The organism is Phaeobacter sp. JH204B (assembly GCF_048055755.1).
GTDB lineage: Bacteria > Pseudomonadota > Alphaproteobacteria > Rhodobacterales > Rhodobacteraceae > Phaeobacter > Phaeobacter bryozoorum.
On record NZ_JAYMXF010000030.1, the window covers coordinates 90,609 to 102,280 of the forward strand.

Sequence of the window (11,672 nt, forward strand, 5' to 3'; positions counted from 1 at the left end):
CCCGGCCAACAAATCCTCTAAGGTCTCCTCAAAACAAGGGCAGTAGGATCTGGGGGGATCGCGTGTCACGATACGACAGATATGTGCTGTCCCAATACCTGCTGTTTTTTGGGTTCTTTGCCTTGATTCTGGTGGCCGTATTCTGGATCAACCGCGCGGTGGTGCTGTTTGACCGGCTGATCGGCGACGGGCAGTCGGCCTTGGTTTTCCTGGAATTCACCGCCCTTGCCCTGCCGAATCTGGTGCGTATGGTGCTGCCGGTTGCGGCCTTTGCCGCATCGGTCTGGGTGACCAACCGGCTCAACAGCGAAAGCGAACTGACGGTTCTGCGGGCCACCGGCACCAGCCCCTGGCAGATGGCGAAACCGGCGCTGGCCTTTGGCCTGATCACCGTGCTGATGATGTCGATCCTGACCCATGTTCTGCTGCCTGCCTCCATCGCGACGCTGGAGCAGCGCGAATCCGAGGTCGCCCGCAACGTGACGGCCAAGCTGCTGAGCGAAGGCGATTTCCTGCATCCGGCGCGCGGCGTCACCTTCTACATTGGTCGGATTGACCCCGATGGGACGCTCAATGACGTGTTCCTGTCGGATCGCCGCAACCCGGCAGAAAGCGTCACCTATACCGGCGGCAAGGCCTATCTGGTGCGCGACGACGACAGAACCCATCTGGTGATGGTCGATGGCATGTCACAGCGTATCGACGCTGAGACCCGGCGCTTGTCTTCTACCATTTTTTCCGATTTCTCCTATGATATCAGCAGCCTTGCCAACAAAGCTGAAGAAAAAACCCGCAATATCCGCGCCATCCCCAGCCTGGAGCTGCTGCGCGAGATGCCGAATCTGATCGCCGATGGTCCCTATAGTGCCGGCGCGCTGGCAGAAGAGCTGCACCTGCGGTTTGCCCGTGCCCTGGTCTGTGTCGCCGTGGTGCTGATCGGCTTTGCCTCCCTGATGCTGGGCGGTTTCTCGCGATTTGGGGTCTGGCGGCAGGCGCTTCTTGCCTTTGTGCTGCTGATCTTTGTCGAAGGGCTGCGCGGCGTGGTCTCCGAGCCGGTGCTGCACAACGCCGATCTCTGGCCGCTGATCTACCTGCCGACGCTGATCGGGCTGCTGGTCGGGCTGGCGTTTCTGCAATTGGCGGCCAAGCCGCTGGGACCGCTGCTGGCGCGGCGGCGCCATAGCCGCCAAACCCGCAGGGAGCGCGCCACATGACCCTGGACCTGTATTACGCGCGCCGCTTTTTGCAATGGTTTGCAGTGATTTGCGGCGTCCTATTAACGCTTGTGATGTTGATCGACCTGAATGAGCAGATCCGCCGGTTTGAGGCGCAGGACCTTTCGCTGGGCCAACTGTTCGGCCTGACGCTGCTCAATACCCCTGCGGCGCTGAGTGAATTTCTGCCGTTGATCATGATCCTCACCACCATCGTGCTGTTCATCGGGCTGGCGCGCAGCAGCGAGCTGGTGGTGACCCGCGCCATTGGCCGCTCGGGCATCCGCGCGCTGGCGGCTCCGGTGCTGCTGGCGGCGCTGATCGGGGTGCTGGCTGTCAGCACGTTGAACCCGATCGTGGCGGCGACCTCCAACCGCTACCGCGATCTGGCGGAGACCTACCGCAACGGCGGCCCGGCGGCGCTGTCGCTGACCGGTGAGGGCCTGTGGCTGCGGCAGGGCGGCGCGCTGGGGCAATCGGTCATCCACGCCACCGGTTACAGCGGCGATACCGGCGATATCACGCTCCATGATGTGACGATCCTCTCTTACGGCCCCGAAGGCCGTCCGATCCGCCAGACCCTTGCGGAACAGGCAACGCTGGATGGGGGCGACTGGGTGCTGACCAAAGCCAAGGTCTGGCCGCTCATCGTGGGTGTGAACCCCGAGACCAACGCCGAGCGGCACCCGACATTGCGCCTCTCGACCACGCTGACATCGGAGCGGATTCGCGACACGCTGGGCACTGCGACCGGGATATCGGTATACGATCTGCCCGCTACGATCCGCGAGTTGTCCGAGGCCGGGTTCTCCACCAAGCGCTATGAGGTCTGGTTGCAGGTGGAACTGGCCCGACCGCTATTCCTGATCGCCATGGCGCTGGTTGGCGCCGCCTTTACCATGCGGCATACGCGGTTTGGCGGCACCGGACTGGCGGTGCTGACAGCGGTGCTGCTGGGGTTCGGACTTTATTTTCTGCGCAATTTCGCCCAGATCCTGGGGGAAAACGGCCAGATCCCCGTGGCGTTGGCCGGCTGGGCGCCGCCGGTGGCGGCGATCCTGCTGACGATGGGATTACTCTTACATGCCGAGGACGGATAACATGCGCCGCGCCCTGCTACTCTCGACGGTTCTTCCCTGGCTGGCGGTTGGCCAGCTGGCGCTGAGCGATGTCGCCCATGCCCAGAGCGCCCGCCCCGGCGCCGCTGCGCAATCGGCTGATGCGCCCGCAATTCTTGTGGCCGATCAGCTGTTCATCACCCCGGATCGTACCCTGGTGGCCGAAGGTAATGTCGAAGCGTTCCAAGGCGATGTCAGGCTCCGCGCGCGGAAGGTCACTTTTGATCAGACCCAAGGCGCCCTGCAGATTGAAGGCCCCATTCGCATCGACGAAGGCGGCGATATCACCATTCTGGCTGATGCTGCCGAGCTGGACCGGGATCTGCGCAATGGCCTGCTGGTGGGCGCGCGCATGGTGTTTCAGCAGCAGCTGCAACTGGCCTCGCTACAGATGACCCGCGTTGGCGGCCGCTACACGCAGCTTTACAAAACCGCCGTCACCTCCTGCCATGTCTGCACCGACGGACGGCCGCCGCTCTGGCAGATCCGGGCAGAGCGGATCACCCATGATCAGCAGGAGCGCCAGCTCTATCTGGAGAACGCCCAGCTGCGGATTTTGGACACGCCAGTGTTCTATTTCCCCGGCATCCGCCTCCCCGACCCGACGCTGGAGCGCGCCAATGGATTTCTGATTCCGTCGATCCGCACCACCTCGAACCTCGGCACTGGGGTGAAACTGCCATATTTCCTGACCATCGGCCCACATCGTGACCTGACGCTGTCGCCCTATCTGTCGTCGCGCACCCGGACGCTGGACATGCGCTATCGTCAGGCCTTCCGCCGTGGCGAGATCGAAATCAACGGCGCCTATACCCGGGATGAGCTCTACCGGGGCGAGGATCGCGGCTATGTCTTTGCCGAGGGTACCTTTGACCTGCCCAATGCGTTCAAACTGCGGTTCGATCTCAAGACGGTGTCGGATGATGCCTATCTAGTCGATTACGGCCTGCGTGATCTGGACCGGCTCCGCTCCGAAGTTGTGGTGACCAAGGTCGAGCGCGACAGCCTGTTCCGGGCCAGCGCCATTTCCTACAAGACACTGCGAGATAGCGAAAATCAGGATCTGATCCCTTCCTCCGTCGGCAACCTCTACTATGAACGGCGGTTTTTTCCGACGCAGATCGGTGGCGAGCTGCGCCTGTCACTGGAAACCCACGGTCATAACCGAACCTCCGACATCCGGGGCAACCTGACCGATCCGGGCGGCCGCGATATTGGCCGGGCGACATTTGATGTGGACTGGCACCGCAGCTGGCGCTTTGCCAACGGGCTGGTGGCGGACTGGTCGCTGGGCGCTGCGGCGGATGCCTTTGCGGTCTATGACGACGATGTCTTTACCAATAACACCTCTCGCTTCAGCCCACGCAGCGCGCTTACCTTTCGCCTCCCGATGACCCGGCGGGAGCAGTCCGGCGCCACGCAGTTTCTGGAACCGATCCTGCAAATCGGCTGGACTGATACCGGCGATACCGCTGTCCCCAACGACGAAAGCAATTTCGTGGAGTTCGACCGGGGCAACCTGCTGGATCTGTCGCGATTTCCGGCCACCGATGCGCGCGAGGACGGGGTGACGGTGGCTTTCGGGCTGAACTGGGCGCGGTTCTCGCCCAGTGGCTGGCAGGCCTCTGCCACCATCGGGCAGGTGTTCCGCGACAGCGACGATGGTCGGTTCACCAAGAGCTCCGGCCTTGGTGGCACCTCCTCCGACCTGCTGATGGCCGCACAGCTGAAGCTGAACGACGATCTGGCGATCACCACGCGGGGCCTGTTGAACGGCTCACTCAACTTCTCCAAGGCGGAGGTGCGCGGCGACTGGATGACGGACCGCAGCCGCCTGACTGGCACCTATATGTGGCTGGGCACCGATCCCGCCGAAGGCCGTGCCGAGGAGGTCTCCGAACTCTGGTTCGACGGTGCCTATGAGGTCAGCCCCGGCTGGACCGCCAGCGCCAATCTGCGCTACGACATTTCTGACGCCCGGGCCACCCGCGCAGGCCTCGGGCTGGTCTATTCCAACGAATGCGTGACGGTCGATCTTTCGGTCAACCGGCGCTATACATCGACAACAAGTGTTGAGCCGACAACGGATTTCGGCTTTACCATCGCGTTAAACGGGTTTTCCGTGGACAGCGGCAGCAAGAAGTACAGGCGATCATGCAAAAACACCTGAGTTTCCGGCCCCAAGATGCGGCCCCCTTCGTTCAGCGACTGACCCAGACCGCAACAGCCGTGGCGCTGGCAGCGGCGGTGATCTTCGCCCCCGCCCCCGCCGCCCTGGCACAGGGGCTGTTTGCCCCGGCGGTGACGGTGAATGACGCAGTGGTCACAAATTACGAGCTGCAACAGCGCGCCCGGTTCCTGACCCTGCTGCGCGATCCGGGCGATCCGCTGGAAAAAGCCCGCGAAGACCTTATCGAGGACCGGTTGAAACTCGACGTTCTGGCCCAGGCCGGGATCGAGCCGACCGAAGAAGAAATTGTCGCAGGTATGACCGAACTGGCCGGCCGCGCCAATCTCAGCCTGCAGGAATTCCTGAATGTGCTGGGTCAGAACGGCGTGGCGCCTGAAACCCTGCGCGATTTCACCCGCGTCGGCATCGCATGGCGCGAATATGTTGCTGCTCGCTATCTGGCACAGGCCCGCCCCAGCGAGGAAGAGATCGACCGCGCCATGGGGCTTGCCGGTTCCGGTGGTGTCGAGGTGCTCCTGTCCGAGCTGATCATGCCGATCAACGCGCAGAATGCCGCCCAGGTCGAGGATATCGCCCAACAGGTCAGCCGGATCACCACCACCGGCGCGTTTTCGCAGGCCGCGCAGCAATATTCGGCCACGGCCACCCGGCAAAGCGGCGGACGGCTGCCCTGGATGCCGCTGACCAACCTGCCCCCCCAGCTGCAACAGGTCGTCCTGGCGCTGCGCCCCGGTGAAGTCACTGCGCCGCTGCCGCTGGATGGCGCGGTTGCCCTGTTCCAGCTGCGTGATCTGCGCGAAACCAGCGGCGCCGCACCCAGCTACGCCGCCATCGAATACGCGGCCTACTATCTGCCCGGAGGCCGCACCCCCGAGGCGCTGGCCGCTGGCACCAAGGTGGTCAATGCGGTTGACAGCTGCGATGATCTCTATGGTGTGGCCAAGGGTCAGGATCCCTCTGTACTGGACCGCGAGACCCTGGCGCCGGGTGAGATCCCGCAGGATATCGCCATTGAACTTGCCAAGCTCGACCCTAATGAGACCTCGCTGGCGCTGACCCGCAACAATGGCCAGACCCTGATGCTGCTGATGCTCTGTGGCCGCACCGCTGAAGTGAACGCCGAAGCCAGCCGCGAAAGCGTCGGCAATGCGCTGACCCAGCAACGGCTCGGCGCCTTTGCCGACAGCCTTCTGGAACAGCTGAAAGCCGACGCGCGGATCAGCGGAGAATGAGCCGCCCTGCCCGCCCCTTGCCCATCGCGCTCAGCTGTGGGGAACCGGCGGGCATCGGCCCGGAACTGGCGGTCAAAGCCTGGCAGGACTTGCGCGACAGTTGCCCGTTCCTGTGGCTGGGCGATCCGCGACACCTGCCCACGGGAACAGACTGGCAAGAGATCGACAATGCCGCTGAGGCCGTCGATGTCAGTGCCAGCGCTATGCCTGTGCTGCGGGTCGACTTTGCCGCCCCAACCGTGCCCGGACAGCTCAACCCCGACAATGCCGCCGGTGTCATCCGCGCCATTGAGGCCGGTGTCGCGCTGGTGCAATCCGGCGAGGCCAGCGCGCTCTGCACCGCGCCGATCCACAAGAAGGCGCTGATTGACGGCGCCGCATTTGCCTACCCCGGCCATACCGAGTTTCTCGCCCATCTGGGCGGCACGCCAAATGTCGTCATGATGTTGGCAAGCCCGGAGCTGCGGGTGGTGCCCGCCACCATCCATATCCCCCTGTCACAGGTCCCGCAGCAGCTGACGGCCGACGGCCTGCGCCGCACGATTGAAATCACCGCGCAGGGGCTGCGGGACCAGTTTGGCCTGGCCCACCCCCGGATTGCAGTTGCGGGGCTGAACCCCCACGCCGGTGAAGATGGCGCCATGGGCCACGAAGAGCTGGATTGGATGCGCGGGCTGATTGCCGATATGCAGGGCGGCGCCTATACGCTCTCTGGGCCGCACCCTGCCGACACGATGTTCCATGCCGCTGCACGCGCGCGTTATGACGCGGCGATCTGCATGTATCACGATCAGGCGCTGATCCCGATCAAGACGCTCGATTTCGATCGCGGCGTCAATGTCACGCTGGGGCTGCCGTTCATCCGCACCTCGCCGGATCACGGCACTGCCTGCGATATCGCCGGTCAGGGGATCGCCAACCCCTCCAGCCTGATCGAGGCGCTGCGGCTGGCGCAATCCATGGCGCAGCGCCGGACCCCGAACGCGGCCAGCAGCACTTGAAACTTCTTCTGGCCGGAAATATCCCCGCCGGAGGCATGAAAATCTAAGGCGCAGCCGCTGCGCCCCGTCCCAAGGTACAGATGATATGAGCGCTATCGACTCCCTTCCTCCCCTGCGTGAGGTGATCGAGACCCACCAGCTCTCGGCGCGCAAATCGCTGGGGCAGAATTTTCTTCTGGATCTGAACCTGACGGCAAAAATTGCCCGCCAGGCCGGCGACCTCAGCGAATGCGACGTGCTGGAAATCGGTCCCGGTCCCGGCGGTCTGACCCGCGGTCTGCTGGCCGAAGGCGCGCGGCGCGTGCTGGCGGTGGAGAAGGACAGCCGCTGCATCCCCGCACTCGCAGAGGTGGCCGCGGCCTATCCGGGCCGGTTGCAGGTCATCGAAGGTGACGCGCTGGAGGTGAACCCGCTCACCCATCTGACACCGCCGATCCGCATCGCCGCCAACCTGCCCTACAACGTCGGCACCGAACTGCTGGTGCGCTGGCTGACACCAAAGGCCTGGCCGCCCTTCTGGCAGAGCCTGACGCTGATGTTCCAGCGCGAGGTCGCCGAACGGATCGTCGCGCAGCCCGGCAGCAAGGCCTATGGACGACTGGCGCTGCTGGCGCAATGGCGCGCCGATGCCCGCATCGTGCTGTCGCTGCCGCCCGAGGCCTTCAGCCCGCCACCCAAGGTCCATAGCGCGGTGGTGCATCTGAAAGCGCTGGAGGCACCCCGGTATCCGGCAGATGCCGGCACCCTGAATAAGGTGGTGGCCGCCGCCTTCAACCAGCGCCGCAAGATGCTGCGCGCCAGTCTCAAGAGCGTGAGCCCCGATATTGAGGATCACCTTGTGGCGGTGGGCATTCCACCAACCGAGCGGGCGGAACAGGTCGGGCTGGAAGCCTTCTGCGCGCTGGCGCGAAGCCTGAAGAACGAATCCTGACCAGCCACGCCAGACAGGCAACAACATCCATCCCAGGCTGTCCGCAATGTGACCGACAAGAGAAAAGCCCGGTCTCAGCTGAGACCGGGCTTTTTATCTATCCCTGTATCCGTCGATCCGGTCGAACGGTCGGTCTGCGGATCATTCGGCCGCTTCGGGAGCGTCTTCAGCCGTGGGTTTCGGCTTGGGCTTGCGCCGAGGTGCTGGTTTGCGTTCCGGTGCCGCGGCCCCATCTGCTGCCGGGGCATCGGCGCCCGCCTTAGGCGCGTCCGCGTTTGCCTCATCGGTCGAGCTGCTGTCAGGCTTGTCGCCCTCAGCTTTGGGCTTGCGGCTGCGCGGTTTGCGCGCTGCTGGCTTTGCCGGTTTGCTGTCGCTGTCGCTGTCGGACTGATCCCGGCTCTCGGGTGTTTCCACCAGGCCACTGTCACCATTGCCATCGCGCGGATCCATCACGTCGGGCTGGGGCGCGGCGGACGGATCGTCGGAGCGGCTGCCCGCCTCGCGTTCCTGGCGCTCCAGACGTTCTGCGCGTTCACGGTCCCGCTCAGCCTGACGCTCGCGGTTCTGGCGTTCCTGCTCTTCGCGACGCGCATCAATTTCGCGTTGCGCTTCGTTCAGCATACGCAGGTAATGCTCAGCATGCTGTTGGAAATTCTCGGTGGCAACGCGATCATTGCTCAGCTGGGCATCGCGCGCCAGCTGATTGTATTTGTCGATGATCTGTTGCGGCGTTCCGCGTACCTTGCCTTCGGGGCCGGAGCTGTCGAACACGCGGTTGACAACATTTGCGCCTGCTGGGCGGTTCCGGTTCGACTTGGAACGCGAACGTGATTTGGACGATCTCATATGCCTAACGTCAGCCTTGATTGTATTTGTCGTGGATCCATACCAGCGCGCCTCTGCGCCGGATCATCGACCATTTTGGGCTTGATGTCGCCGGGAGGTATTCTTTACCTCACCCTAAAGCGACTTCTTTGAGTAATCATGTTCCGCCCTTTCAGACAAGGGGGTCCAGGCGATTATCGGTGCTTTTTCTTACGAAACTGCAAATTCAGGCCATTTTCACGGGTTTAGGAGCTGTTTTGGCCACAGCTGCGGCCACAGACCACCCGGTCGCGCCCATCCATATCCGGCAGGATGCGGACCTCTTTCAACCCGGCCGACAGCAGAAGATCACTGACCGCCGTACCCTGCGTCGGGCCGATCTCCAGAAAGACCCGCCCCCCTGCGGCCAGATGATCGCCGAGATCGGCGGCGATGGTCCGATAGGCGCCAAGCCCGTCGCCGCCATCCGTCAGCGCCATCTCCGGCTCATGGGCGCGCACCTCATCCGAAAGCTCCGACATTTCGTCAAGTGCGATATAGGGCGGGTTGGAGACAATCAGATCGAACTTCCCCTCGACGGCGGAAAACCAGTCCGACTGCAGGATTTCGGCACGCGCCTCAACCCGGTGCAGCACCGCATTGGCGCTCGCCTGAAGGCAGGCAGCTTCGCTCAGATCGACGCCAACGCCGGTCGCGGCACGCTGCTCGGCCAGCAGGGTGACCAGAATGCAGCCCGATCCAAGGCCGAGGTCCAGCACCCGCGAGAACGGTTCGGCCAACGCCGCCTCGATCAGGGTTTCGGTTTCAGGACGCGGATCCAGCACATCGCCGGAGACCTTGAAGCGGCGGCCATAAAACTCCCGCTCGCCAATCAGCTGAGACACCGGCACCCGGATGGCGCGCAGGGCGATGAGCTGCTCATAGCGCTCGGCGATTTCAGGCGCCAGATCTTCGGGCGCGATCAGGGTCACGCGGCTGGCCTCGATCCGGGCGGCATGGGCCAGCAGGATCCGCGCATCACGCGCCGGGTCCGGCACACCGGCCGCGCGCAGCCGGGCCGCAGCGGCAGCCATCGCCTGAGCGGCTGTCTGAGGCGCGTTCATTGGCCCATCTCGGCCAGCAGCCGCGCCTGATCGTCCGCTGTCAGCGCGTCGATGATCTCGTCCAGATCGCCCTGCATGATCTGGTCAAGCTTATAGAGCGTCAGGTTGATACGATGATCCGACATCCGGCCCTGCGGAAAGTTGTAGGTACGGATCCGCTCCGACCGGTCGCCAGAGCCGACCTGACTGGCGCGATCGGCGGACCGTTCACTGTCGATGCGCTGGCGCTCCAGATCGTAAAGCCGCGTGCGCATGACCTGCATCGCGATCTCGCGGTTGCGGTGCTGCGATTTCTCGGAGCTGACCACAATAATACCGGTGGGAATATGGGTGATCCGCACAGCGGAATCGGTGGTGTTCACATGCTGGCCACCGGCCCCGGAGGCGCGCATGGTGTCGATCCGCAGATCCGCCGGATCAATGCGCAGATCGACATCCTCCGCCTCGGGCAGCACCGCAACCGTGGCGGCAGAGGTGTGGATGCGCCCGCCGGATTCGGTCACCGGAACGCGCTGCACGCGGTGGACACCGGACTCATATTTCAACCGGGCAAAGACGTTTTCGCCTTTGACATGGGCGACCACCTCTTTCAGCCCGCCGAGTTCGGTTGTCTGTTCCTCGATGATGTCAAACCCCCAGCCCCGCGCCTCGGCGTAGCGCTGATACATGCGCAGCAGATCCCCGGCGAACAGGGCCGCCTCATCGCCGCCGGTGCCGGGGCGGATTTCCAGAATGGCCGGGCGGCTGTCGGCCTCATCCCGGGGCAGCAGCGCCAGTTGTAGCGCATGTTCGGCCTCGGGCAACGCCGCGCGCAGCTGGGGCAGCTCCTCCTCCGCCAGCGCCGCCATATCGGGATCGGCGAGCATGTCTTCTGCTTCCTGAAGATCGGACAGCAGGCGGCGATAGGCGCTGATCTGCTCGGCAACCGGGCGCAGATCGGAATATTCCTTGGCCAGAGCCGCAATATCGCCGCCTGCGACACCCTCTGCCATTGCGGCCTCAAGATACTGAAACCGTTGTAAAATCTGCTCGAGGCGGTCTTCGGGGATCATGCGTGCAATATCCGTATCGATCTGTCTTTTGCGCAAGGCTGCCCTTGTGATATGCTAGGGTCATGCAACATGCCAGTCCTCATATTGCGGGAAAGGATCATGCGCAGCGCCGCCTGCCTGAGCTTGGGTGGCTGCCCCCTGCGACACCAGGCCTGCCCCGCTCTTTGCTGTATCTGCTGGGGTTTGCGCTGGCTTGGAGCGCAACCGCGTCGCCCATTCGGGCCGATGTTGTCGCGCCGAATGGGCGCACGATCGACTGTTATTGCACCGACAAGAGCGGCAGCCGGGTTGAGCTCGGCGAATTTGTCTGCCTGCAGGTCGACGGGCGCATGTTCACGGCCCAGTGCCAGATGTCGCTGAATGTGCCGATGTGGCGCGAAGTTCAGGCGGGCTGCCTTGCGGCTGAGGCTGATACGGCGCCGGCCATCTCGACGGCTGCGGAGCCGCTGCCGCGGATCTGATCCCACCGATATGCGTTTGTTGAGATTGGCCTGTCATATCAGGCCGGGCAGCATACGCGGCCGGGAGATCCGCATCAGGGCGCTATTGCGGTGCGGGCGCCATCTGCGCGATCCAGCTGTTGATCCGGTCATTGTTGGCGCCCAGATCGGAGCGGCCAAACCGCAGACGGGCATAGACTTTCAGCAGATCGCCATCCTGCCGCGCGGTGGTGTAATCGGGAAAGCCCAGAAACCGCGTACGCGTCACATAGGTGACCATCTCATCCTCAACCGAACCGGCCAGCACACGGGTGCGCGGAGCGTTGCTGGCAACGTTGTGGAACCGCTCCAGCCCGTCCTCGCCACTGCGCAGCACCCGGAACACGCCACCGCGAAAGGTCTTGTCTTCGGTGAATTCCGGCTGGGTGTTCCAGTCCAGCGGATCGCTGGGCGCCAGCCGGATAAACCCGAGCACCACAACGACTGCCGCGATGCTCAGCCAGACAAATATCATCACTCGACCCATATGGTCCGCTCTCCCTCGTGGCGGCTGCCACTGGACAGC

The 11,672-nt window shown here is 63.7% G+C and carries 11 protein-coding genes; 7 read left to right on the forward strand and 4 right to left on the reverse strand.

What is annotated here, in order from left to right:
• Nucleotides 1–62 precede the first annotated feature (62 nt).
• From lptF to rsmA, 6 genes are all read left to right on the forward strand, one after another.
• Nucleotides 63–1,214 carry an LPS export ABC transporter permease LptF gene (gene lptF, locus VXL81_RS16795; protein WP_416555276.1) on the forward strand — a complete coding sequence of 384 codons (1,152 nt, stop codon included), beginning with the start codon at nt 63–65 and terminating at the stop codon, nt 1,212–1,214.
• Nucleotides 1,211–2,314, forward strand: coding sequence for an LPS export ABC transporter permease LptG (gene lptG, locus VXL81_RS16800; RefSeq protein ID WP_340545884.1), 1,104 nt, complete (start codon nt 1,211–1,213; stop codon nt 2,312–2,314). Before lptF ends, lptG begins: the two co-directional genes overlap by 4 nt.
• Entirely contained in the window at nt 2,298–4,502 is a 2,205-nt protein-coding gene (locus tag VXL81_RS16805) for an LPS-assembly protein LptD (protein ID WP_416555278.1), read from the forward strand. The genes lptG and VXL81_RS16805 overlap by 17 nt, the downstream gene beginning before the upstream one ends.
• Nucleotides 4,487–5,755: a peptidylprolyl isomerase gene (locus VXL81_RS16810; protein WP_416542145.1), complete on the forward strand. Its 1,269-nt coding sequence runs from the start codon at nt 4,487–4,489 to the stop codon at nt 5,753–5,755. Before VXL81_RS16805 ends, VXL81_RS16810 begins: the two co-directional genes overlap by 16 nt.
• Entirely contained in the window at nt 5,752–6,756 is a 1,005-nt protein-coding gene (gene pdxA / locus VXL81_RS16815) for a 4-hydroxythreonine-4-phosphate dehydrogenase PdxA (protein WP_416546173.1), read from the forward strand. Before VXL81_RS16810 ends, pdxA begins: the two co-directional genes overlap by 4 nt.
• Nucleotides 6,757–6,841: 85 nt before the next feature.
• Nucleotides 6,842–7,687: a 16S rRNA (adenine(1518)-N(6)/adenine(1519)-N(6))-dimethyltransferase RsmA gene (gene rsmA, locus VXL81_RS16820; protein WP_340545888.1), complete on the forward strand. Its 846-nt coding sequence runs from the start codon at nt 6,842–6,844 to the stop codon at nt 7,685–7,687.
• 141 nt (nt 7,688–7,828) lie between these two features.
• Here the strand turns inward: rsmA and VXL81_RS16825 are convergent, their stop codons facing one another.
• The 3 genes from VXL81_RS16825 to prfA all read right to left on the reverse strand — a co-directional run bounded on the left by VXL81_RS16825 (nt 7,829) and on the right by prfA (nt 10,667).
• Nucleotides 7,829–8,533, reverse strand: a complete 705-nt coding sequence (locus tag VXL81_RS16825) for a DUF4167 domain-containing protein (RefSeq protein ID WP_416555280.1) — start codon at nt 8,531–8,533, stop codon at nt 7,829–7,831.
• A gap of 224 nt (nt 8,534–8,757) precedes the next feature.
• Nucleotides 8,758–9,615, reverse strand: a complete 858-nt coding sequence (gene prmC, locus VXL81_RS16830) for a peptide chain release factor N(5)-glutamine methyltransferase (RefSeq protein WP_416538953.1) — start codon at nt 9,613–9,615, stop codon at nt 8,758–8,760.
• Complete coding sequence (prfA, locus tag VXL81_RS16835) at nt 9,612–10,667, reverse strand: peptide chain release factor 1 (protein WP_340546327.1); 1,056 nt, start codon at nt 10,665–10,667, stop codon at nt 9,612–9,614. Before prfA ends, prmC begins: the two co-directional genes overlap by 4 nt.
• Before the next feature lie 173 nt (nt 10,668–10,840).
• Between prfA and VXL81_RS16840 the strand changes: the two genes are divergently transcribed.
• A complete protein-coding gene (locus VXL81_RS16840; protein ID WP_416555455.1) occupies nt 10,841–11,128 on the forward strand; it encodes a hypothetical protein in 288 nt (95 codons plus the stop codon).
• Between the two features lie 82 nt (nt 11,129–11,210).
• On the opposite strand, the gene VXL81_RS16845 is transcribed toward VXL81_RS16840, so the two are convergent.
• Nucleotides 11,211–11,633 (reverse strand): DUF1499 domain-containing protein, encoded by a 423-nt coding sequence (locus tag VXL81_RS16845; RefSeq protein WP_340545891.1) that lies wholly within the window; start codon nt 11,631–11,633, stop codon nt 11,211–11,213.
• Between the last annotated feature and the right edge of the window lie 39 nt (nt 11,634–11,672).